Source organism: Variovorax brevis, assembly GCF_030317105.1.
Classification (GTDB): domain Bacteria; phylum Pseudomonadota; class Gammaproteobacteria; order Burkholderiales; family Burkholderiaceae_C; genus Variovorax; species Variovorax brevis.
Map to the genome: position 1 here is coordinate 19,529 of NZ_JASZYG010000010.1, position 21,907 is coordinate 41,435.

The following is a 21,907-nucleotide window of genomic DNA, read 5'->3' on the forward strand; positions in this document are numbered from 1 at the left end:
GCTACGCGTCAGTCGCGCTCGGCGATGGCGCGGTTCACGCGCAGTGCGATCAGCGTGCAGACGGCGCCGGAGAGCAGGTACACGCTCACATAGCCCAGCCCGAAGTTCGCTGACAGGCCCAATGCCACCAGCGGCGCAAAGGCGGCGCCAATCAGCCAGGCGAGGTCGTTGGTGAGCGCAGCGCCGGCATAGCGGTACTTCGGCTCGAAGTTGGAAGTGACCGCGCCGGCCGCCTGTCCATAAGACAAGCCCAGCAGGATGAAGCCCACGAGCAGGAACACGTCCTGGCCGATGCGCCCGCCCCCGAGCAGGGTCGGCGCAAAGCCGCTGAACACGCCGATCGCGATGGCAAGGCTGCCCAGCGTGCGGCGGCGCCCGATGCGGTCGGCGATGATGCCCGAGGCCACGATGCCGCCTGCGCCGAGCACCGCGCCAATGACCTGGATCACGAGGAACTCGCTGATCGACTGGTCCGAATAGAGCTTGATCCACGAGAGCGGAAACACCGTGATCAGGTGGAAAAGCGCGTAGCTCGCCAGTGCCGCGAACGCGCCGATGATGAGGTTGTAGCCCTGCGTGTTGATCAGCTCGCTGATGCTGGTCGGCTCCAGTTCGCGTTCGGCGAGCTGGTGCGCGAACTCATCCGTGGCCACAAGGCGCAGGCGGGCGAACAAAGCCACCACGTTAATCGCAAATGCAACGTAAAAGGTGTAACGCCATCCCCAGTCCAGGAAGTCTTCTTCGGGCAGGCTGGCGATCAGATAGGCATACAGCGCGCTGGCCAGGATGAAGCCGATCGGGGCGCCGAGCTGGCCCAGCATGGCGTACCAGCCGCGGCGTCCTTCGGGTGCATTGAGGGCCAGCAGCGAGGGCAGGCCGTCCCACGATCCGCCCATGGCGAGCCCTTGCCCGAACCGCAGCACCGACAACGCCACGATGGCCCCGAATCCAAGGCTGTGGTAGCCCGGCAGGAAGGCAATGCCCGCCGTCGAGATGCCCATCAGGAACAGCGCAATGGTGAGCTTCACTTCCCGGTTGAAGTTTCGCTGGATCGCCATTGAAATCACAGTGCCGAGCGGCCGCGCGAGGAAGGCGAAAGAGAAGATCACGAAGGACCACAGCGTGGCCTCCAGCGGCTTCTCGAAGGGGAAGAAAACGGCAGGAAAAACCAGCACCGTGGCGATGCCGTAGACGAAGAAGTCGAAGTATTCGGACGCGCGTCCGATGACCACGCCGACGGCAATTTCGCCGGGTTCGAGCGCGCGGTTCGCGTGCGTGTGCGTGGTGTCCCGATCGAGCGGGTTCGAGCCTGAGGGTGCGGTGGGCTGGTGAGTGCTGGACATCATCGATGAGTCAAAGGTTCGTGTGTCATGAGCAATTCATGCGGACGCGCCGAGCATCGCACTGCTCGCCTTTATTCGCCATAGGACAAAACGTCCACTCCCCGAAGGGCCTCAAAAGTCGTAGATTGTCGGCTCTTTGCGCACAACACGCATTTATTTCGGCATGGACCAATTCAAAAAACTTCGCGGCCTGCTCCTCCTCCCGGTCATCCTGCTGGCCGGGTGCGGCACGGTGGTGCTGAACGCCTCGGGGGACATCGCCGTCCAGCAGGGGCGACTCATCGTCGTCTCCACAGTGTTGATGCTGCTCATCATCGTTCCGGTGATTGCGCTCACGGTTTTCTTCGCGTGGCGCTACCGCGAGTCCAACAAGGACGCGCCGTATTCGCCTGAATGGGACCATTCGACACAACTTGAACTCGCCATCTGGGCGGCACCCCTGCTTATCATCATCGCCCTGGGTGCGGTCACCTGGATCAGCACGCACACGCTCGACCCCTATCGGGACTTGCGTCGCCTCGACGACAAGCGCTCCATCCCGCAGGATGCGAAGCCGCTGGTGGTCGAAGTGGTCGCGCTCGACTGGAAATGGTTGTTCATCTATCCGGAGCAGGGTATTGCCACCGTCAATGAACTGGCCGCGCCGGTGGACCGGCCCATCCGCTTCAAGATCACGGCGTCGTCGGTGATGAACTCGTTCTACATCCCGGCGCTGGCAGGGCAGATCTACGCGATGCCCGGCATGGAGACCAAGCTGCATGCGGTCATCAACGCGCCCGGCGAGTACGAAGGCTTCTCGGCCAACTTCAGCGGTGCGGGCTTCTCGCACATGCGCTTCAAGTTCCACGGCCTGGCCACCGCCGACTTCGACAAGTGGGTGCAAACGGCCAAGTCCGGCAATGGCGGTGAACTCAACCGCGCCGGCTACTTGAAGCTCGAACAACCGAGCGAGAAGGAGCCGGTGCGCCGCTACGCGAGCGTGGCGCCCGATCTCTACAGCGCCATCGTCAACCGCTGTGTCGACAGCAACAAGATGTGCATCCACCAGATGGCCGCCATCGACGCCGAAGGCGGGCTGGGCAAGCCGGGCGCTTTCAACGTGGCGACGCGCGCCGTCAACCCCGACAACATCGACGGGCCCCGGCGCACCTACGTGACCGCCATGTGCTCCGTCAACGACCCCGTGGACCTGCCCTTTTCGAGCTCCAACACGCGCCTGCGGAACTAACAAATGCTCGACCATATGGACCTGACCAAGCTGATCTTCGGCCGTCTCACCTGGGACGCCATTCCCTTTCATGAACCGATCCTGCTCGCCACCTTCGCCGCGGTGGTGCTGGGCGGCATTGCGGTGCTGGGCGCACTGACGTACTTCAAGGTGTGGGGTACGTTGTGGCGCGACTGGATCACCAGCATCGACCACAAGAAGATCGGCATCATGTACATCGTGCTCGGCCTGATCATGCTGCTGCGCGGGTTTGCCGATGCCGTCATGATGCGCGCCCAGCAGGCGATCGCCTTCGGCGACAACGCCGGCTTCCTGCCGCCGCATCACTACGACCAGATCTTCACCGCGCACGGCGTGATCATGATCTTCTTCGTGGCCATGCCATTGGTGGTGGGCATGATGAACTTCGTCGTGCCGCTGCAGATCGGCGCGCGCGACGTGGCCTTTCCGTTCCTGAACAACTTCAGCTTCTGGATGACCACCTTCGGCGCGATGCTGGTGATGGCGTCGCTTTTCGTGGGCGAGTTCGCGCGCACCGGCTGGCTCGCGTATCCGCCGCTCTCGGGGATCATTGCCAGCCCTGACGTGGGGGTGGACTACTACATCTGGTCCTTGCAGATAGCGGGCGTGGGCACGCTGCTGTCCGGCGTCAACCTGATCGCGACCATCGTGAAGATGCGCGCGCCGGGCATGACGCTGATGAAGATGCCGATCTTCACCTGGACCGCGCTGTGCTCCAACGTGCTGATCGTCGCTGCCTTCCCGGTGCTGACGGCTGCGCTCGCACTGCTGTCGCTCGACCGCTACCTGGGCACGAACTTCTTCACGAACGACCTTGGCGGCAGCGCCATGATGTACGTCAACCTGATCTGGATCTGGGGCCACCCGGAGGTCTACATCCTGATCCTGCCGGCCTTCGGCATCTTCTCGGAAGTGGTGTCGACCTTCTGCAGCAAGCGCCTGTTCGGCTACACCTCGATGGTCTACGCCACCGTGGTGATCACCATCTTGTCGTACCTGGTGTGGCTGCACCACTTCTTCACGATGGGCTCGGGTGCCAGCGTCAATTCCTTCTTCGGCATCACGACGATGATCATCTCGATCCCGACGGGCGCGAAGATCTTCAACTGGCTCTTCACGATGTACCGTGGCCGCATCCGTTTCGAGGTGCCCATGATGTGGACGGTCGGCTTCATGATCATCTTCGTGATCGGCGGCATGACCGGCGTGCTGCTGGCCGTGCCCCCGGCCGACTTCGTGCTGCACAACAGCCTGTTCCTGATCGCCCACTTCCACAACGTGATCATCGGTGGCGTGCTGTTCGGCCTGCTCGCCGGCATCACCTTCTGGTTCCCCAAGGCCTTCGGCTACAAGCTCGAACCGTTCTGGGGCAAGCTCTCGTTCTGGTTCTGGGTCATCGGCTTCAATTTCGCCTTCATGCCGCTGTATGTGCTCGGCCTGATGGGCGTCACGCGCCGCATGAGCCACTTCGAAGACACGTCGCTGCAGATCTGGTTCCAGGTGGCCGCGTTCGGCGCCTTCCTCATCGCGCTGGGCATCGCCTCCTTCCTGATCCAGCTGGTGGTGAGCTTCATCCGCCGCGATTCGCTGCGCGACCACACGGGCGACCCGTGGGGTGGCCGCACGCTGGAGTGGTCGACCTCGTCGCCGCCGCCGGACTACAACTTTGCCTTCACGCCCATCGTGTACGACACCGATGCATGGCACGACATGAAGAGCCGCAACTTCCAGCGGCCGACGAATGGTTTCATCGACATCCACATGCCGAAGAACACGGCTGCGGGCTTCGTCATTGCAGCCTTCTCCGCGGTGTTCGGCTTCGCGATGATCTGGCACATGTGGCTGATCGCCGTCGCGTCGTTCGCGGCAACGGTGATCGCGGCGATCGTCCATACCTTCAACTACAAGCGCGACTACCACATCCATGCCGATGAGGTCGTTCGAACCGAGGACGCACGCACGCGTCTGCTGGCTGCCCATGTCTGAACTCCACATGTCATCCGCAAGCGCATCCGCAGCCGTCGCTGACGGCAACACGCAGTTCTTCATGCGTGAAGAGCACCATCCCGAGAACGGGACGCTGCTCGGCTTCTGGCTCTACCTGATGAGCGACTGCCTCATCTTTGCGTGCCTGTTCGCCTGCTACGGCGTGCTGGGGCGCAACTACGCGGCGGGGCCTTCGGGCGCGGACCTGTTCGACCTGAAGCTGGTGGCGATCAACACGGCGTTGCTGCTGTTCTCGTCCATCACCTACGGCTTTGCGATGCTGGAAATGCAGCGCAACGGCGTGAAGGCAACGCTGTTCTGGCTTTTCATCACGGGCCTCTTCGGCGCGGGCTTCCTGGGCATCGAGCTGTATGAATTCGCGCACCTGATCCATGAAGGCGCAGGGCCGCAGCGCAGCGCATTCCTTTCTTCATTCTTCACGCTGGTTGGAACGCACGGCTTGCACGTGACCTTCGGCATCATCTGGCTCGTCATCCTGATGTTTCAGGTGGGCAAGCACGGCCTCATTCCGGCCAACCAGCGACGCCTGCAGTGCCTGTCGATGTTCTGGCACTTCCTGGACGTGGTCTGGATCGGCGTCTTCACTTTTGTCTACCTGATGGGATCGTTGCCATGAGTTCCCCCGCTGAGCACCCCGAACACGACTACGCGCACGACATCGACCACGGCGATTCGCCGGGCATGCACGCCACTGTGAGCGGCTACGTCATCGGCTTCATCCTGTCGGTGATCCTCACGGCGATTCCCTTCTGGGTCGTGATGGGCAAGGTCTTCGAGAACCCGCGCACCACCGCCTTCGTGATCCTCGCCTTCGCGGCCGTTCAGATGGTCGTGCACATGATCTACTTCCTGCACATGGATTCGAAGTCGCAAGGCGGCTGGAACATGCTGGCGCTGATCTTCACGCTGGTGCTGGTGGTGATCACCCTGACCGGATCGTTGTGGGTGATGTATCACCTCGACCACAACATGATGCCGAGCATGACGGACATGCGAACCCGGCCTTGACGCCCGGCAACCGCAAGACGTCGCAAGAACGTGGCCCGCATTCTGCGGGCCTTCTTGCTTTTCTGGGCGTGTGCGCCTTGCTGGTGTTTGTGGGGTTGGTTGCGTTGGGCACCTGGCAGGTCGAGCGCCGGGCGTGGAAGCTGGCTTTGATCGAACGCGTAGATCAGCGTGTGCATGCGCCTGCGGTCGACTTGCCGGCGGTCGGGTCGGCAGCCGATGCACTGGCCAACGAGTACAGGCATGTGCGCCTGACCGGCAACTTCCTCCATGACCGCGAATCTTTCGTTCAGGCGACCACCGAACTTGGCAGCGGATTTTGGGTTCTGACCCCCTTTCAGCTCCGTGATGGCGGGGTGGTGCTGGTCAATCGCGGCTTTGTGTCATCGCAAGGACGGGACCGCGCGACACGTGCCACTGGTGAGCCGCAAGGGGAGGTGAGCGTCGCCGGCCTTGTGCGTGTGAGCGAGCCGGGCGGCGGCTATCTGCGTCGCAATGATCCGGCGGCCAATCGCTGGTATTCGCGCGACGTGCAGGCCATTGCCGCAGCGCGGGACTTGAAGGATGTGGCGGCGTTTTTTGTCGATGTGGATGCAGGTTCAGGCAGTGCCGCGGCAGGGCAGCCTGTCGGGGGCATGACGGTGATTGCCTTCAACAACAACCACCTCGTCTACGCCATCACGTGGTACCTGCTGGCGGCGCTGGTTGCCGGTGCCGCTTGGCGCACGGTGGTGGAAGAAAAACGCCTGCGCAAGGCCAGCCGGAAGAAGCAGGCAGACTCCGCCCATGGAAATCGCAATGATGCGCCGCAAGGCTGATCCGGCTGCCGTTGAGGCGCGGCCGCTGTCGGGTGCCGCGCAAGGCGGGCGCCTGCAACTGGCCACCGGCATCCGGAACATGCAGCAGCTCATCCAGCTGCGCTGGATCGCCGTGGTCGGGCAGGTGGCGACGATCGTGGTGGTGCACTACGTCTTCGGCATCCGTTTGCCGCTGCACCAGATGCTGGTCGTGCTGGCATGCCTCGCCGCTTTCAACGCGGCGAGCCAGCTGCGCTGGCGCTGGCACCGCGAGGTGACCAACTTCGAGCTGTTCGTCGCGCTTGCGGTCGACGTCGGCATGCTCACGGCGCAACTGTTTCTCAGTGGCGGCGCGACCAACCCTTTCGTCTTTCTCTACCTGCTGCAGGTCACGCTCGGCGCGGTGCTGCTGGAAGCCTGGTCGAAGTGGACCATCGTCGTGCTCACCGGCGTCTGTTTCACGGGGCTGGCGCTCTTTGCCGAGCCGCTGGCGCTGCCCTTCGACCAGAGCCGGGGCATGGCCAGCCCCTACATCCTGGGCATGCTGATCTGCTTCACGCTGATTGCGGCCTTGCTGGTGGTCTTCATCACGCGGATCGAGCGAAACCTGCGCCGGCGCGACCAGCGCCTGGCGGATCTGCGCCAGCGTGCCGCCGAAGAAGAACACATCGTGCGCATGGGCCTGCTGGCGTCGGGTGCGGCCCACGAACTGGGCACGCCGCTGGCAACGCTCTCGGTCATCCTGGGCGACTGGCGCCACATGCCGGCCTTTACCTCCAACGCGGAACTGCTGCAGGAAGTCGGCGAGATGGAGGCGCAGGTTCACCGCTGCAAGACCATCGTGAGCGGCATCCTGCTGTCGGCCGGCGAGGCGCGTGGCGAGAACTCGGAGCGAACCACAGTGAGTGAATTCCTGGGCGACCTGGTGGCCGAGTGGCGCCGCTCGCGCCCGGTCAAGGCCTTCAGCTACGAGAACAACTTTGGCCATGACCTGACCATCGTCTCCGACTCGGCCTTGAAGCAGATGATCAACAACGTGCTGGACAATGCGCTCGAAGCGTCGCCGCACTGGGTCATGCTGGAGGTGGGGCGCGATGCCGATTCGCTGGTGCTCACCGTGACCGACGCCGGACCCGGTTTCGAGCCGCGCATGCTGTCGCAGTTCGGCAAGCCCTACCAGTCGAGCAAGGGCCGACCCGGCGGCGGACTGGGGCTTTTCCTGGTCGTCAACGTGGCGCGCACGCTGGGTGGCACAGTGGCAGCCCGCAACAAGCCTGAAGGCGGCGCGATCGTGACGCTCACGCTGCCGCTGGCGGCCATCATCCTGGAGCAAGAGGAGGACGAGTCCCTTGGAAGCTGAACGCCTGCTGCTCATCGTCGAGGACGACGCAGCCTTTGCGCGCACGCTCAAGCGCTCCTTCGAGCGCCGGGGCTACACCGTGCTGCTTGCGGCCCACCACGACGAGGTGGTGAGCGTGCTGGCCACGCATTCGCCGGGCTTTGCGGTGGTCGACCTCAAGCTCAACGGCGAGGCTTCGGGCCTGGCCTGCGTGCAGACGCTCAACGCGCACGACGAAGACATGCTGATCGTGGTGCTGACCGGCTTTGCCAGCATCGCCACTGCGGTGGAGGCCATCAAGCTGGGCGCCTGCCATTACCTGGCCAAGCCGTCGAACACCGACGACATCGAGGCCGCCTTCGGCCGCGTGGAAGGCACCACGGAAGTGAGCCTGACCAACCGCACCACGTCCATCAAGACGCTGGAGTGGGAGCGCATCCACGAAATGCTGGCCGAGACGGGTTTCAATATTTCGGAGACGGCGCGACGATTGGGCATGCATCGGCGCACGCTGGCGCGCAAGCTGGAGAAGCAGCGGGTCAAGTAGGCGTCACACTGCGTCAGGGTGCAGCGAAACCCTGGGCGGCCCAACGCGCAGCAGCCTCGCCGCGTCCTCCACGATCTGCCTGACAAGATCCCGTGCCGACGGAATGTCGTGCACCAGCCCCACGGCCTCGCCGGCAATCACCGCCGCAATGTCGAAGTTGCCGGCCTCGCGTGCCGCGGTGTACTTCGCAGCCTCTTCTTCGACATGCTGCAGCAGTTCGAGCTCGCGTCCCTGCCAGCGCTCCAGATGCGCATTGCGAAGGCACCGCCCCGTGAAGGGTGCGGGCCACTGCCGCTGACGCGTGATGTCGAACACCATGCCCCTGGCGGTGTCGTCGCCTTGCGCCTTGCGCACGCGCTCCTTCGCCGCAGTGGGCGTGGCGGCTTCGATCGTGGCGTAGAAGCGCGTGCCCATCAGCACGCCCGAAGCACCCAGCATCAGCGCCGCCGCCAGCCCGCGGCCGTCGGCGATGCCGCCTGCGGCCACCACCGGCACGTCCGCCGAAATGGCGTCCACCACTTCCGGCACCAGAGTCGACATGCCGCGGACGGCGCCGTGCCCGCCGCCTTCGCCGCCTTGCGCCACCAGGATGTCCGCGCCCGCCGCCACCGCATCCTTGGCCATCTGCAGGTTCTGCACCTGGCAGATCACGGCCGCACCGGCCCGCTTGATGGGCTCGACAAAGGGCGACGCGTCGCCAAAGGACAGCATCACGGCCGCGGGATTGCGCTCCAGCGCCAAGTCCAGCAGGCGGGGTTGCCGCGCGAGGCTCCACGTGATGAAGCCGACCCCGAAGCGCACACGGTTCTCGGCCAGGCGATCGAGTTCATGCCGCAGCCATTTTTCGTCGCCATAGCCGCCACCCAGGATCCCCAAGCCGCCCGCGGCGCTCACGGCGGCCGTCAGGTTGGCGTCGGCCACGACGTCCATCGGCGCCAACAGGATCGGGTGGGCAATGCCAAGCCGCTTGGTGAGCGGCGTTTCCAGTGGCGCGTTGACGGTCATCGTGGGCCCCCCTTTGTGGAAGGCCGATTGTCCCCCTGCGTGGGTGGATCAGGCCAGCGCGTGCGCCCGTTCCGCGCGACTGAGCTTGCCCATCAATTCCACGGCCAGGCCGGTGGGATTGCGCAGCAACTGGCCGATGTCATAGCTGCCCAGGAAAAGCCCGTCGAGGCTCACCTTCACGGCGGGAAAATAGTGCCCGAGAGAGTCACCTGCGTCGTTGAGGCAGTGCTCCAGCGAGGCCAGGTCTTCTTCGCCGTGCCGGGCCGGAGCGCGGCCCGCGCGCACGCTGTAGGCAAAGAATTCCGCTCCAATGCGGCGAATTTCAAGATGAGGTTGCATTGTGTACTTCCATGTAACCAGACTTGAAGGTAGTTCTGGCGACCCGCAGTGTCCATACGCCATTCGGCAGACGCGATAATCCTTGCCATGAGCGGCAACACCCTGGGAACACTTTTTGCGGTCACCAACTTCGGCGAATCGCACGGCCCGGCCATCGGCTGCGTCATCGACGGCTGCCCGCCCGGCATGGCGCTTTCCGAAGCGGACATTCAAATCGACCTCGACCGCCGACGCCCCGGCACCAGCCGTCACGTCACGCAGCGCAACGAGCCGGACGCCGTGCAGATCCTCAGCGGCGTGTACGAGGGCAAGACCACGGGTACGCCGATCGCACTACTCATCCAGAACACCGATCAGCGCAGCAAGGACTACGGTGCGATCGCGCAACAGTTTCGCCCCGGGCATGCGGACTTCACGTACTGGAAAAAGTACGGAATTCGCGATCCGCGCGGTGGTGGCCGCTCCTCGGCGCGGCTGACGGCGCCCATGGTTGCGGCTGGCGCCGTGGCCAAGAAATGGCTTGCCGAAAAATACGGCATGGTGTTCCGCGGCTGCATGACGCAGATCGGCGACATCGTGATTCCCTTCGAAAGCTGGGACCACGTGCCCAACAACCCCTTTTTCGCGCCCATGGCCGACGTGAGCCAGCTCGAGGCCTACATGGACGCGCTGCGCAAGGCCGGTGACTCCTGCGGCGCGCGCATCCGCGTGACGGCGCAGAAGGTGCCCGTGGGCCTGGGCGAACCGCTGTTCGACAAGCTCGACGCGGACATCGCCTTTGCGATGATGGGCATCAATGCGGTCAAGGGCGTGGAGATCGGCGCCGGCTTTGCCAGCGTGACGCAGCGCGGCACCACGCACGGCGACTCCATCACCCCCAGCGGTTTCGTTACCAACAATTCGGGCGGCGTGCTGGGCGGCATCAGCACGGGGCAGGACCTGGAAGTGAGCATCGCGATCAAGCCGACCAGCTCCATCATCAGCCCGCGCCAGTCCATCGACATCCACAACAAGCCGGTCGAAGTCATCACCAAGGGCCGCCACGACCCGTGCGTGGGCATCCGCGCGACGCCCATTGCCGAGGCGATGCTGGCACTGGTCGTCATGGACCACGCCTTGCGCCACCGTGCGCAGTGCGGCGACGTGGTGACGGGCGCGGAGCCGGACGATTCGGCCACGCATCCGCAGCCCAGGGCTTCGTTCCTGTAGCCGGTCGCTTCGCGCTATCCCGCTGGAATGGTCACGAGCGGCATGCTTTCCCGTGCGCCCGTCTCCGACAGCGTGGAAAAGATCATCACCAGCGCAAAGGTTCGCTTGGACGCGATGTCGCGGTCGTCGATCCAGAACCAGCGGCCCCGGTAGTTCACCTGCACGATGGCGTCCGGGGAGCGTTCGGCGCTGAAGTTGACCTTGAGCAGGCGTCCGAGAACGGCGCTCGAGGGCGCCCGGCTCGTTGCCGTGCGGCCTTCCTGCACGTCCGCCTCGGGCACATCCACGTACTCGCCCAGGTCAACAAGGATCTGAAGCATCGAGCGCGTGAGCATCGCGATTTCACCTTCGTTCGGCGAGGCGGCGCCAAAGCTGACGCGGTACTCGGTGCGGCCGGGCGTCAGTGACATGAGGCTGCGCAGCTCATTGACCATGGCTTCCTGTTCGGCGGAGAGCGCCCGCGGCCGGAAGAACAGGACGACTGCCTGATGCTCCGGCTTGTCGCCCGCTTGCACGCGCATGCCCACGACTTCGGCGTCTTGCAGCGTGCGCATCAGCACGACGAGGCGTTCGTAACGCTCCGCACCGCGGCCGGTGCTGTCCAGCCCGTTGATGCTGCGCACGACGACGCGAAACACCAGGTCGATCGGCCAGCCGGCCTGCATGGCGAACAGCACCGCCGCAGGCGGAATGGGCGTGAGCATGTTCCGGTTGAATTGCGCGCCGGTGAGGGGCGTGTAGGTGATGGTGGGCCGGTCCGTCCATTTGCCCTGGGCGCCGAGGGTCACGTTGGTACCGGGCGGCGCGAGCGCATCGGCGCGTGCGCCGGTCACGCCGGTCGACACCGTGCTCTCCAGCGTGTAGCCGCTGACGATCTGCGCCACCTCGAGGAACATCGGCAGGTCGGAGTAGCGCGAGCGAACGATGTTCAGCAGCGTCTGCTCTTTCCACGAGCGCGAGATCTCACTGTTGTAGTCGAAGCGGTCGCGCGCGACCAACTGCGGTCCCACGGCATTGCAGCCTGCAAGCAGCAGGGCCAGTAGCGCTGCCGTGGCCCGTGTGCAGGCTGGCGGCAGCGGATGTCGTTGTCGGTCGCCGAGAGGCGTCATGTTGTTCTCCTCCTCTTGTTGGCCGAAGCGCGCAGCCATCAAAGCATCAGGAGTCCCTTGACCGTTCCGAGGACTTCCTTGAATGGCACCTGCGTGGCCGCCACCAGGGCCAGGGGCGTGATGGCCGCCAGCAGGATGGGCAGGATGCTTTCCTTGGTGACCGGCACCGCGAGCATGTTCTTGACCAGTTCGTAGCCGGCCGACAGGTCAGCCAACGAGGAGGGATCGGGTTCGCCCAGCATCTTGGCGGCATCGGCGTTCAACCACTTGGCCTCGAAGGCCAGGTTGTGCTGGCTGGCGATGCGGCCGTAGTGCATGAGCCCCTGGCGCTTGAGCGCGACCAGCTTGGGTGAAAAGACCAGCAGCGGAATCATGAACGCGATGGCAAAGAAGGCCACGATGCCCGCCAGCGCAAACTTGAAGCTGGCCAGGCTCACACCCGCATACACGACCAGCTTGAGCACCGTCGCAGACACGACGACGCTTTCCGCAAAGACGAAGAGCACGTAGGTGCGCGGATACTGGCCGATGAAGGCCAGGCCACCACAGCGATCGGGGTGCGTGGCCACCAGTTGCAGGTCGCACTGCGCAATGTCGCGCAGCAAGAGCCCCCAGGTGCCGAAGCGCAGCAGCCATCGCCCGAGGAGGAACCAATACAGCGGCATGGCGACAAGAAGGGTCCACCACCCGGCGAGCGACAGCTTCAGCGAGCCGTTCTCCATGTGCCCCATCCAGGTGCCGCCATCGACGTTTTGCGCGGCGCCGTGCATCCAGAGGTAAGTGAGGACATAGGCCGCGATGAGGATCACCGCCTCGGCCAGCGGCGAGCCGGTTCGCCTTTCCATGTTCGTGCGCGCGCGATCGATGCCATGGCGCGAGGCAGGCGGCACGATGCCCCGCGCCGTGAACTGCGCGACGATCATGGCCATGCGCCGCGCCGCGCTCTCTTCCATGATGACGAACGCGCCGATGGCAATGATGAAAGCGTACGCGCTGAAGTCGAGCAGCGCGGCGCGCTCGTGGTGTTCATTGAGCGCCAGGCCCTCCAGCGATGCCAGCACCAGGCCGGGAATCCATGCGATGACCATGAACAGCACGGCGCGCCGGGGAGCGCGCAGATCCGTCTGCGTCAGCAGGCCGAGCCGCAACTGCAAGCGGTAGAACGGCCCCAGCCGGTTGAAAGACATGGGCCCACGCTGTGGATCCGCTTCAATTGCCGCCATCTTTCTCTGCTCCTGTGGCGCCATCGGGAGATGGCGAGGTCGATCGAAGGTGTTGCAGTCCGCGCGAACGTATCACGGCCGGCTACAGTTCCGTGCTCAGGCGCCGCGACTTTCCCAAAAGCCGCGATGGGTTGCGATCATTTCTTCTTCGACCTCGGGCACCGGGCCGATGACCTCGATCTTCTTCTGGCCGCGTGCGAACACCTCGCGGCAGGGCAGGGCGAGCGTCGGGTTCTCCGGATGGTCGCCGGTGAGGGCGAGCAAGGCGCTCTCGTCCGCGCCGTAGATCACGCGGCCGATGTTGGCCCAGTAGGTCGTGCCGGCGCACATCGCGCAGGGCTCGAAGGTGGTGACCAGCGTGCATTGCCAGAGGTACTCCGGCGGGTAGTTGAGCGAGGCCGTGCGGGCCAGCGTGGCCTCGGCATGGTGCACGGTGTCGATGTTGCCCTGCTCGGCGAGGACGGTCTCGCCGTCGGGGGCGATGAGCACGGCGCCAAAGGGATGCCGTCCCATCGTCATGGCGCGCCGCGCCACGGCGTCGGCGTGGCGCAGGGCGCGAATGATTTGATCCTTGTTCATCCCGCGCAGTGTGCCAGCGGGGCAGGCAAGCTCAAGTGCCCAGTGTGACGAGGAGTGACACGAGTTCGACAATGGCTGTGTACGGTTCGGGCGCGGTATCGGCCGTGAACTTGCGCGCCAGCGCCTGTGCGCGACGCGTTGCGGCATCCAGATGAATTTGCGTGGAAGCGAAGGCGCTCCGCGCGCCTTTCTCATAGCCGGGCAAGTGTTGCCTGAGGCGCGACAACACCTCGTCGCGATGCAGCGGAGCATGGATGTCCTCGAAGTGCAGCAGCAGCCAGATCTCGAAACTGGGCACCGATGCAATCGCCCGGAAGCGGATGGGTTGCCGGGCGTCGTTCTTCAGCTTGCAGTCGAGGGATTCGGCCAGCCGGAGTGCGGTCGAATAGCTGTCGTGCTCGTCGCGGTCGAACACCGCGTAGACCTGTTCGAAGGCGCGCGGCTGAATGCTCTTGTGGCGATCGCCTTTTTCGAACAGGGTTTGCGCGTACTGAACGACCTGCATGGGCGCGGTGCCCAATGCGCTGGGGTGCACTGCCACGTTGGCCGTATTCAAGCGATGGGCAGAGCGGATCTCGCTGAAATAGTTGGGCTCGGTCTTGCTGCCTTCCGAGACGATCAGGATGCGGTCGTAGCTGGCGCGCCGGTTCAGCGTGCGTTCGAGATGTTTCTTCTGTCGCTCTTTGGGAGAGTTGTCGCGCGCCATCAGTGCGTGACCCCCAGCGCATCGCTGAGGAAGGGCACGCCGCCATAGCGGCCGACCAGGTAGCCGCGCTCCAGCGCTTCATTCTTGCGCGGGCTGAACTCGGAGAGGCTGACCAGCGCCGAGGCCTGGTCGCGATCCTTTTCGACGAACCAGATCTGGTCGCGCCGAAACAGGTCGGGTGCGTCGAGCAATGAGGTGTCATGCGTGGTGAAGATCAGCTGCGCACCACCCGTGTTGACTTCAGGGCGATGAAAGAGCCGCACCAGTTCACGCACCAGCAGCGTGTGCAGGCTCGTGTCGAGTTCGTCGAAGACCAGCGTCAACCCCTTGTTGAGGACGTCGAGCACGGGGCCGGCGAGGAAGAGCAGGTTGCGTGTGCCACTGGACTCATCCATGAGTTCGAACACCGCCTTGCCGCGTTCAGTGACATGGGAGAAACGCAACTGTTGTTCGTCTCTTTCCTCGTTTCGTACCTCAGTCTTTCCAGCCACGAGGTCGAAGTGAACCGCTTGGGCGGGCACCTTGCGCGTCACGACCTCGATGTCGGAGATGCTGATGTCGGCGGCGGTGAGGAAGTCGCAAATCCGACGCCGACCCTCTGCCTGCTGGAGCATGTGGATCGACATCTGCGGGGTGAGTTGCGCATGTTCGTTGATGATCACCAGCTCGTTGGCGAACCAGTCGAACACAGGCCGCAGTGCCTCGCTGTTGAGTTGCACGGCCATCGACAAGAAGAGGGCGTTCGGCCGGGTGGCACCCTCCCACAGGTGCTTTGGGCCCTTGAGGCCGGGGCCAAACTCATACACGTCCTTGCCGGTGCCGGCATCGAAGCGGCGCTCGAACCAGCGCTGCGGCTTGAATGCCTTGTAGACCAGCAGGTGTTCGCTGACGATGCGCTGGGGCGTCATGGCGAATCCGTACTGGTAGCGAACGCCATCCAGGATGAAGGTGAGCTCGAACCCGGTCGGCTCGCTGGCCGACTCGGCGTTGAGGCGAAAGGCTTGCACCGCGTAGGTCTGACCCGGCTGGACCACCGTCGCCGACTCGACGACGACGCCACGCATGAATTGCAATGCCTTGATGAGATTGGATTTGCCCCCGGCGTTGGCGCCATAGATGACGGCACTGCGCAAGAGGCTCGGTGCGGCCTTGAGACCCGTGGCCACCGTGTGCGTGTCATGCAGGGTCTTGTCCCTGGACGCCACCAGACTGAGAACCTGTTCGTCGCGCAGGCTGCGGAAGTTCTTGACGCGGAACTCGACCAGCATGTATTTACCCAGTGACGCAATAATAATTTAATATTTTACGTCATTCGCGCAGATTCACGGTTTATTTATGGATCCTTGATCCGATTGGAAGCGATGCGTTACTGGTTCGAGCCCCGATGCGCCCAGCCCGTCGTGTGCTTCTCGATGGCACTGAACACTTCATACATCACCATCGCCATCGCGCCCACCACGACCAGCCCCGCAAACGCCAGCCCCATCTGCATGGCAGAGCCGGCAGAGATCAACAGGTAGCCGATGCCCTCGTTCGCCGCAGTCATCTCCGACACCGTGGTGCCCACGAAGGCCAGTGTGATCGCCACCTTGAGCGAGGCGTAGAAGTAGGGCATGGAGCGCGGCAGGCCGATCTTCATCAGCACGTCCCAACGCTTGGCGCCCAGCACGCGCAGCACGTCTTCCAGCTCGGGTTCGAGCGTGGCCAGGCCGGTCGCGATGTTCACCATGATCGGGAAAAAGCTGATGAGGAATGCCGTGAGAATCGCCGGCCCCGCGCCGATGCCGAACCACACCACCAGGATCGGCACGAAGGCCGCCTTGGGCAGCGCATTGAAGGCCGTCATCAACGGATACATCGCCGCATATGCCAGGCGCGAACTGCCGATGACGAAGCCCAGCAGCACGCCCACCACGATCGCGAGACCGAAGCCCGCCATCGTCACCCAGAAGGTGCGCCACGCGTGGCCGGCGATGATGAGCTTGAACTCCCAGAACTGCGTCCAGATGCGCCACGGGCTCGGGAAGATGAACTCCGACACCTCGAAGGCGGAACACACCACCTGCCACAACACGATGAAAGCGACCAGCAGGATCCAGGGCGACCAGCGCTCGATCTGTTTGTTGTTCTTCAAGACGCGACTCCCGCTGCGGCGGTCTGCGCCTGGCTGATGCCGGTATTTCGAATGGCGCCGATGTGGCCGCGCAGTTCCAGCACGATATCGGTGAATTCCTTGGTGTAGGTCACTTCGAGCTCACGCGGCCGTGGCAGGTCGATCTCGCGCTTGACGACGAAGCGCCCCGGGCTCTTGCTCATCACATAGACCGTGTCGGCCAGGAACACCGACTCGCGCAGGTCATGCGTGACCAGGATCACGTTGAACTGCTGCTCGGTCCACAGGTCGCGCAGGATGCACCACAACTCTTCGCGCGTGAAAGCATCGAGCGCGCCGAAGGGCTCGTCGAGCAGGAGCATCTTGGGTTCGTGAATCAGCGCGCGGCAGATGCTCGCGCGCTGCTGCATGCCGCCGGAGAGTTGCCACGGGAACTTGTCCTCGTAGCCGCCGAGTCCTACCTTTTGCAGCAGCTTGCGCGCGCGCTCCACGTATTCCTTGCGCTTGGCCTTGAAGTTCGAGCGATAGGGTTCGACGATCTCCAGCGGCAGCAGCACGTTGTCGACCGTCGTGCGCCAGGGCAGCAACGACGGCGCCTGGAAGGCCATGCCCGAGATCTTGAGCGGCCCCGTCACCGGCTGGCCGTCGATGCGGATCTTGCCCATCGAGGGCATCTTCAGCCCCGTGGTGAGCTTCATGAAGGTCGACTTGCCGCACCCCGAAGGCCCGACGATGGCGATGAACTCGCCGCGCCGCACCTTCAGGTCGATGGCTTCGACCGCAAAGTGGTTGTCGCGCAGCAACTCTTCGTTGTACGCGAGCCAGACGTCCTGGAAATCGACGAAGGGCGCTTCTTGCGAAGGGGCGCCCATTTACTTTTTCAGGATGTTGAGGTCTGCGGCAGGCGGGAGCATGGCCGAGGTCCACACGCCATCGGGGTTCACGCGCGACTTCGTGTTGAAGGCGTCGGACACTTGCGAAGCCATCAGCGCAAGGCGGCCGGCGTTGACCGCGCCAAAGCCTTCGGCACGCGCATCGGGGCTGTTGATGACGGTGTCGATCGCCAGCTTCAGGCGCCGCGTTTCCAGGTTGGAATCGATGATGCCGTCGCGTGCCTTCACCGACTCGATGGCCGCGGCGGGGTTGGCGATGACTTCCTTCGCGCCCTTGGTGAAGGCCACGAGGAAGGCCTTGACGGCAGCCGGGTTCTCCTTGAGGAGCTTGGGCGACACGATGACGACGTTGCCATACAGCTTCACGCCGTAGTCCGGGTATTGCAGCACGACCACGTCACTCGCCTTGGCACCGCGCGCCTCGAGGTTGAGCAGCGAAGTGAAGGTGAAGCCGGTGATGGCGTCGATGTCGCCGCGCATCAGCATCGTCTCGCGCAGCGTGGGGTCCATCGCGGTCCAGTTCACGCCCGTGACGTTGTTGGCCTTGGCAAAGATCGGGAACGCGCGTCGGCCTGCGTCGAACACCGGTGCGCCGAGCCGCTTGCCGTTCAGGTCGGAGGGCTTGGTGATGCCGCTCTTCTTCATCGCCATCACCGACGCGGGCGTGTTGTTGTAGACCATCATGACCGCGATGGGCTTGTTCGGCGCGTCGGGGTTGTTGGCGTGGAATTCCATCAGCGCCGCGAGATCGGCAAAGCCCATGTCATAGGCGCCCGAGGCCACGCGCGTGACGGTGCCGCCCGAGCCGTTGCCCGCATCGATGGACACGTCCAGGCCCGCGGCCTTGAAGTAGCCCTTGGCGGCCGGATGCAGGAAAAGGGCGGCGGGCCCTTCGAAGCGCCAATCGAGTTGGAACTTGATGGGCGTCTGTGCCTGGGCTGAACCCATTCCAAAGCAGAGTGCGGCGGCCGCGAGGAAGGACTGGATCAGTTGGCGCTTGTTCATCATCAGCTTGTTAAAAAGAATGTCTGATGATTCAAGCAATAACGGTGCCCGCACGCCATTGGTGCGAACTCGTAGTGTGTGGCGTGCGCGGTGCATTCCGCCGTTCAGGCGGAACGCACCGATAGTGCGCGGCCTCGAGGGCCGCCGCGCACTATTTCGGGAGGTTCGCGTTGGCGACCGCCAAGGCCGTCATGTTGACCACGCGACGCACTGTTGCCGAGGGCGTCAGGATGTGCACCGAGGCCGAAGCGCCCATCAGGATCGGGCCCACGGTCACGCCGTTGCTACCGGTCATCTTGAGCACGTTGAACAGGATGTTGGCGGAGTCGAGGTTGGGGCAGATCAGCAGGTTGGCTTCGCCGGTGAGCGTGCTGTCGGGCAGCGTCTTTCGGCGCACCTCGTCCGACAGGGCCGTGTCGCCGTTCATTTCGCCGTCGCATTCCACGTCGGGCGCCATGCGCGCAAACAGGTCGCGTGCCAGGCGCATCTTGCGGGCCGACGGGCGATCCGAAGAGCCGAAGTTGGAGTGCGACAGGAACGCGACCTTCGGCGGCAGGCCGAAGCGGCGCACTTCTTCCGCGGCCATCGCCGCGATGCTGGCCAGTGTCTCGGCGCTCGGGTCTTCGTGGATGAAAGTGTCGGCAATGAACAGCGTGCCCCGGTCGAGCGTCAGCGCGTTCAGCGCGGCAAAGCCCGGTACGCCGCGCTTGAGGCCCGTCACTTCGCGCAGGATCTTCAGGTGGCTGTCGAATCGGCCGACCAGGCCGCACAACATGGCGTCCGCGTCGCCCAGGTGCACCATGAGTGCCGCGATGGTGGTGTTGGAGCGCCGAACCATCGCCTTCGCGGCGTCGGGCGTGATGCCGCGGCGGCCCATGATCTTCTGGTAGGCCTCCCAATAGTTGCGAAAGCGCGGGTCGTTCTCGGGATCGACGATTTCCGCATCGACGCCCAGGCGCAGATGCAGGCCGGCCTTCTTGACGCGCGTTTCGATGATGCCCGGGCGACCGATGAGGATCGGCCGGGCCAGGCCTTCGTCAACCGCCAACTGGGCGGCGCGCAGCACGCGGTCGTCTTCGCCCTCGGCAAAGGCCACGCGCTTGGCGGTGGCGAGCTTGGCCGCGGTGAACACCGGGCGCATGAACATGCCGGTCTGGTAGACGAAGCGCGTCAGGTGCTGGCGATAGGCCTCCATGTCCTCGATGGGCCGTGCCGCCACGCCCGAGGCTTCCGCGGCCTTGGCCACGGCCGGCGCAATGCGCAGGATCAGGCGCGAGTCGAAGGGCTTGGGAATGATGTAGTCGGGGCCAAAGGCGAGTTCCTGTCCTTCGTAGGCCGTGGCCACTTCCTCGCTGATGTCGGCCTTGGTGAGGTCGGCAATCTCGCGCACGCAGGCCAGCTTCATTTCCTCGGTGATCTTGCTCGCGCCGCAATCGAGCGCGCCGCGGAAGATGTAGGGGAAGCACAGCACGTTGTTGACCTGGTTCGGATAGTCCGAGCGGCCGGTCGCGATGATGCAGTCGGGCCGCACGGACTTTGCGAGTTCGGGGCGGATCTCTGGTTCGGGGTTGGCCAGCGCCAGGATGATGGGTTGCGTGCCCATGCTCTTGACCATGTCGGCCGTGAGCACGCCGGGCGCCGAGCAGCCGAGGAACACGTCCGCGTCCTTGACAACGTCGCCGAGGGTGCGCGCGTCGGTGTTTTTCTGGGCGTAGCGCGCCTTCGATTCGTCGAATCCACCGGGCCGGCCTTCGTAGATGAGGCCCTTGGAATCGACGGCGAAGATGTTCGCCGTTTTCGCGCCCAGGCCCACCATCACGTCCAGGCATGCAATGGCCGCCGCGCCGGCGCCGGAGACGGCGATCTTCACGTCGCCGATGTTCTTGCCGACCAGTTCGAGCCCGTTGAGCAGGGCCGCCGCGGAGATGATGGCCGTGCCGTGCTGGTCGTCATGGAACACCGGAATGTTCATGCGCTCGCGCAGCTTCTTCTCGATGTAGAAGCACTCGGGCGCCTTGATGTCCTCGAGGTTCACGCCGCCCAGCGTGGGCTCCAGCGCGGCGATGATGTCCACCAGCTTGTCCGGATCGCGCTCGGCCAGTTCGATGTCGAACACGTCGATGCCGGCAAATTTCTTGAAGAGGCAGCCCTTGCCTTCCATGACCGGCTTGGCGGCCAGCGGTCCGATGTCGCCCAGGCCCAGCACCGCGGTGCCGTTGGTGACCACGCCCACGAGGTTGCCGCGCGCCGTGAATTCAAAAGCCTTCGCGGGATCGGCTTCGATGTCCAGGCAGGGATAGGCCACGCCTGGCGAATAAGCCAGCGACAGGTCGCGCTGGTTCAGCAAGGGTTTGGTTGGCGTGATCGAAATCTTGCCCTTGGAGGGCGAACGATGGTATTCACGCGCGGCATCGCGCAATGCCTCTTCCGCGGGTGACAGGTCTTTGCTCATGTTGTCTCCTTGCATGTTTTGCAAAAGCGAAAAGAGAGGCTACCGCAAAGCGGTGCCTCTCTCCAGAAAAGTACGAATAAAGAGTTATGCGTCGGGAGCGACGGGATGTTGCGCCATGGCTTCCAGTGCGCGCACGAGGGCGCTGTGGTCTTCCTGTCCGTAGCCCAGCGCAGCGCAGGCATTCATCAATTGAGCGGCGCCGGCCGTTTGTGGCAGCGCCACGCCCAGCGAGCGCGCACCCTGCAAGGCCAGGTTCAAGTCCTTCTGGTGCAGCGCAATGCGGAAACCCGGTGCAAAGGTGCGCTTGATCATGCGTTCGCCGTGCACTTCGAGGATGCGCGAGGAGGCAAAGCCGCCCATCAGCGCTTGCCGCACCTTGGCCGGATCGGCACCCGCCTTCGATGCAAACACCAGCGCCTCGCCCACGGCGGCGATGTTGAGCGCCACGATGATCTGGTTGGCGACCTTGGTGACCTGTCCGTCGCCCACGCCGCCGACCAGCGTGATGTTCTTGCCCATCTTTTCGAGCAGGGGCTTTACGCGGGCAAAGGTGGCTTCCTCGCCGCCGCACATGATCGTGAGGCTGGCCGCCTTGGCGCCGACTTCGCCGCCGGAGACCGGTGCATCGACATAGCCGCAGCCGAGGTCGACGATCTTCTTGGCGAAACCCTTGGTGGCGATCGGATCGATGGAGCTGCAATCGACCACGACCTTGCCTTTGGAAAGCCCCGCAGCCACGCCGCCTTCGCTGAACAAGACCTTCTCGACGTCCGGCGTGTCGGGCACCATCACGAAAATGATGTCCGCCTGCCTGGCGACATCGGCGCCGGTCGCGCAGTTGGACACCTTGGAGGCGAGCGCTTCAGGGACCTTGCCGTGCGTGTTGACGAAAAGCGTGTGGCCGGCCTCGACCAGATGGCCCGCCATGGGCGCGCCCATGATGCCCAGGCCGATGAAACCGATTTTTTGAGCTGATGTGTCGGACAT

The 21,907-nt window shown here is 64.1% G+C and carries 21 protein-coding genes; 8 read left to right on the plus strand and 13 right to left on the minus strand.

The window, feature by feature from the left end; translation table 11 throughout:
* Window positions 1-8: 8 nt before the first annotated feature.
* The gene (locus tag QTI66_RS27000; protein ID WP_286563242.1) at window positions 9-1,346 is read right to left on the minus strand and encodes an MFS transporter; all 1,338 of its coding nucleotides are present in this window, start codon (window positions 1,344-1,346) and stop codon (window positions 9-11) included.
* A gap of 160 nt (window positions 1,347-1,506) precedes the next feature.
* Between QTI66_RS27000 and cyoA the strand changes: the two genes are divergently transcribed.
* From cyoA to QTI66_RS27035, 7 genes are all read left to right on the plus strand, one after another.
* Window positions 1,507-2,571 carry a ubiquinol oxidase subunit II gene (cyoA, locus tag QTI66_RS27005; RefSeq protein WP_286563243.1) on the plus strand — a complete coding sequence of 355 codons (1,065 nt, stop codon included), beginning with the start codon at window positions 1,507-1,509 and terminating at the stop codon, window positions 2,569-2,571.
* A gap of 3 nt (window positions 2,572-2,574) precedes the next feature.
* A complete protein-coding gene (cyoB, locus tag QTI66_RS27010; protein WP_286563244.1) occupies window positions 2,575-4,578 on the plus strand; it encodes a cytochrome o ubiquinol oxidase subunit I in 2,004 nt (667 codons plus the stop codon).
* Between the two features lie 7 nt (window positions 4,579-4,585).
* Complete coding sequence (cyoC, locus tag QTI66_RS27015) at window positions 4,586-5,215, plus strand: cytochrome o ubiquinol oxidase subunit III (RefSeq protein ID WP_286563245.1); 630 nt, start codon at window positions 4,586-4,588, stop codon at window positions 5,213-5,215.
* Window positions 5,212-5,607, plus strand: coding sequence for a cytochrome o ubiquinol oxidase subunit IV (cyoD, locus tag QTI66_RS27020; protein WP_286563246.1), 396 nt, complete (start codon window positions 5,212-5,214; stop codon window positions 5,605-5,607). Before cyoC ends, cyoD begins: the two co-directional genes overlap by 4 nt.
* A gap of 89 nt (window positions 5,608-5,696) precedes the next feature.
* Window positions 5,697-6,422 (plus strand): SURF1 family protein, encoded by a 726-nt coding sequence (locus QTI66_RS27025; protein WP_353506225.1) that lies wholly within the window; start codon window positions 5,697-5,699, stop codon window positions 6,420-6,422.
* Entirely contained in the window at window positions 6,406-7,761 is a 1,356-nt protein-coding gene (locus QTI66_RS27030; RefSeq protein ID WP_444815061.1) for an ATP-binding protein, read from the plus strand. The genes QTI66_RS27025 and QTI66_RS27030 overlap by 17 nt, the downstream gene beginning before the upstream one ends.
* The gene (locus tag QTI66_RS27035) at window positions 7,751-8,287 is read left to right on the plus strand and encodes a response regulator transcription factor (protein ID WP_286563249.1); all 537 of its coding nucleotides are present in this window, start codon (window positions 7,751-7,753) and stop codon (window positions 8,285-8,287) included. The genes QTI66_RS27030 and QTI66_RS27035 overlap by 11 nt, the downstream gene beginning before the upstream one ends.
* Window positions 8,288-8,290: 3 nt before the next feature.
* Here the strand turns inward: QTI66_RS27035 and QTI66_RS27040 are convergent, their stop codons facing one another.
* Both QTI66_RS27040 and QTI66_RS27045 read right to left on the minus strand, forming a co-directional pair.
* Complete coding sequence (locus tag QTI66_RS27040) at window positions 8,291-9,292, minus strand: NAD(P)H-dependent flavin oxidoreductase (protein WP_286563251.1); 1,002 nt, start codon at window positions 9,290-9,292, stop codon at window positions 8,291-8,293.
* A gap of 48 nt (window positions 9,293-9,340) precedes the next feature.
* Window positions 9,341-9,631, minus strand: coding sequence for a hypothetical protein (locus QTI66_RS27045; protein WP_286563252.1), 291 nt, complete (start codon window positions 9,629-9,631; stop codon window positions 9,341-9,343).
* 87 nt (window positions 9,632-9,718) lie between these two features.
* Here QTI66_RS27045 and aroC point away from each other — a divergent pair, with 87 nt between their 5' ends.
* Window positions 9,719-10,840 carry a chorismate synthase gene (gene aroC, locus QTI66_RS27050; protein ID WP_286563253.1) on the plus strand — a complete coding sequence of 374 codons (1,122 nt, stop codon included), beginning with the start codon at window positions 9,719-9,721 and terminating at the stop codon, window positions 10,838-10,840.
* A gap of 14 nt (window positions 10,841-10,854) precedes the next feature.
* Here aroC and QTI66_RS27055 read toward each other — a convergent pair whose 3' ends face one another.
* The 10 genes from QTI66_RS27055 to QTI66_RS27100 all read right to left on the minus strand — a co-directional run bounded on the left by QTI66_RS27055 (window position 10,855) and on the right by QTI66_RS27100 (window position 21,907).
* Window positions 10,855-11,949, minus strand: coding sequence for a hypothetical protein (locus tag QTI66_RS27055; RefSeq protein WP_286563254.1), 1,095 nt, complete (start codon window positions 11,947-11,949; stop codon window positions 10,855-10,857).
* 38 nt (window positions 11,950-11,987) lie between these two features.
* Window positions 11,988-13,172: a hypothetical protein gene (locus tag QTI66_RS27060; protein ID WP_286563255.1), complete on the minus strand. Its 1,185-nt coding sequence runs from the start codon at window positions 13,170-13,172 to the stop codon at window positions 11,988-11,990.
* A gap of 96 nt (window positions 13,173-13,268) precedes the next feature.
* Complete coding sequence (locus tag QTI66_RS27065) at window positions 13,269-13,751, minus strand: nucleoside deaminase (protein ID WP_286563256.1); 483 nt, start codon at window positions 13,749-13,751, stop codon at window positions 13,269-13,271.
* 31 nt (window positions 13,752-13,782) lie between these two features.
* Window positions 13,783-14,457 carry an RloB family protein gene (locus QTI66_RS27070; RefSeq protein ID WP_286563257.1) on the minus strand — a complete coding sequence of 225 codons (675 nt, stop codon included), beginning with the start codon at window positions 14,455-14,457 and terminating at the stop codon, window positions 13,783-13,785.
* A complete protein-coding gene (locus QTI66_RS27075; RefSeq protein WP_286563258.1) occupies window positions 14,457-15,725 on the minus strand; it encodes an AAA family ATPase in 1,269 nt (422 codons plus the stop codon). Before QTI66_RS27075 ends, QTI66_RS27070 begins: the two co-directional genes overlap by 1 nt.
* A 98-nt stretch (window positions 15,726-15,823) precedes the next feature.
* Window positions 15,824-16,591, minus strand: coding sequence for an ABC transporter permease (locus tag QTI66_RS27080; protein WP_286563259.1), 768 nt, complete (start codon window positions 16,589-16,591; stop codon window positions 15,824-15,826).
* On the minus strand, window positions 16,588-17,442 hold the full coding sequence (locus tag QTI66_RS27085) for an ABC transporter ATP-binding protein (protein ID WP_286563260.1): 855 nt from the start codon (window positions 17,440-17,442) through the stop codon (window positions 16,588-16,590). The genes QTI66_RS27080 and QTI66_RS27085 overlap by 4 nt, the downstream gene beginning before the upstream one ends.
* Entirely contained in the window at window positions 17,443-18,468 is a 1,026-nt protein-coding gene (locus QTI66_RS27090; RefSeq protein ID WP_286563438.1) for an ABC transporter substrate-binding protein, read from the minus strand.
* Between the two features lie 151 nt (window positions 18,469-18,619).
* Window positions 18,620-20,920 (minus strand): NADP-dependent malic enzyme, encoded by a 2,301-nt coding sequence (locus QTI66_RS27095; protein WP_286563261.1) that lies wholly within the window; start codon window positions 20,918-20,920, stop codon window positions 18,620-18,622.
* 84 nt (window positions 20,921-21,004) lie between these two features.
* On the minus strand, window positions 21,005-21,907 hold the full coding sequence (locus QTI66_RS27100; RefSeq protein ID WP_286563262.1) for a 2-hydroxy-3-oxopropionate reductase: 903 nt from the start codon (window positions 21,905-21,907) through the stop codon (window positions 21,005-21,007).

Excerpts from the sequence above, each read along its gene's own strand:
- QTI66_RS27090 (WP_286563438.1), bottom strand. The coding sequence starts at position 18,468 with ATGAACAAGCGCCAACTGATCCAGTCCTTCCTCGCGGCCGCCGCACTC.
- aroC (WP_286563253.1), top strand. The coding sequence starts at position 9,719 with ATGAGCGGCAACACCCTGGGAACACTTTTTGCGGTCACCAACTTCGGC.
- QTI66_RS27060 (WP_286563255.1), bottom strand. The coding sequence starts at position 13,172 with ATGGCGGCAATTGAAGCGGATCCACAGCGTGGGCCCATGTCTTTCAAC.
- QTI66_RS27055 (WP_286563254.1), bottom strand. The coding sequence starts at position 11,949 with ATGACGCCTCTCGGCGACCGACAACGACATCCGCTGCCGCCAGCCTGC.
- QTI66_RS27095 (WP_286563261.1), bottom strand. The coding sequence starts at position 20,920 with ATGAGCAAAGACCTGTCACCCGCGGAAGAGGCATTGCGCGATGCCGCG.
- QTI66_RS27085 (WP_286563260.1), bottom strand. The coding sequence starts at position 17,442 with ATGGGCGCCCCTTCGCAAGAAGCGCCCTTCGTCGATTTCCAGGACGTC.
- QTI66_RS27040 (WP_286563251.1), bottom strand. The coding sequence starts at position 9,292 with ATGACCGTCAACGCGCCACTGGAAACGCCGCTCACCAAGCGGCTTGGC.
- cyoD (WP_286563246.1), top strand. The coding sequence starts at position 5,212 with ATGAGTTCCCCCGCTGAGCACCCCGAACACGACTACGCGCACGACATC.
- cyoC (WP_286563245.1), top strand. The coding sequence starts at position 4,586 with ATGTCATCCGCAAGCGCATCCGCAGCCGTCGCTGACGGCAACACGCAG.
- QTI66_RS27045 (WP_286563252.1), bottom strand. The coding sequence starts at position 9,631 with ATGCAACCTCATCTTGAAATTCGCCGCATTGGAGCGGAATTCTTTGCC.
- cyoB (WP_286563244.1), top strand. The coding sequence starts at position 2,575 with ATGCTCGACCATATGGACCTGACCAAGCTGATCTTCGGCCGTCTCACC.
- QTI66_RS27030 (WP_444815061.1), top strand. The coding sequence starts at position 6,406 with ATGCGCCGCAAGGCTGATCCGGCTGCCGTTGAGGCGCGGCCGCTGTCG.
- QTI66_RS27000 (WP_286563242.1), bottom strand. The coding sequence starts at position 1,346 with ATGATGTCCAGCACTCACCAGCCCACCGCACCCTCAGGCTCGAACCCG.
- cyoA (WP_286563243.1), top strand. The coding sequence starts at position 1,507 with ATGGACCAATTCAAAAAACTTCGCGGCCTGCTCCTCCTCCCGGTCATC.
- QTI66_RS27100 (WP_286563262.1), bottom strand. The coding sequence starts at position 21,907 with ATGTCCGACACATCAGCTCAAAAAATCGGTTTCATCGGCCTGGGCATC.
- QTI66_RS27070 (WP_286563257.1), bottom strand. The coding sequence starts at position 14,457 with ATGGCGCGCGACAACTCTCCCAAAGAGCGACAGAAGAAACATCTCGAA.
- QTI66_RS27075 (WP_286563258.1), bottom strand. The coding sequence starts at position 15,725 with ATGCTGGTCGAGTTCCGCGTCAAGAACTTCCGCAGCCTGCGCGACGAA.
- QTI66_RS27065 (WP_286563256.1), bottom strand. The coding sequence starts at position 13,751 with ATGAACAAGGATCAAATCATTCGCGCCCTGCGCCACGCCGACGCCGTG.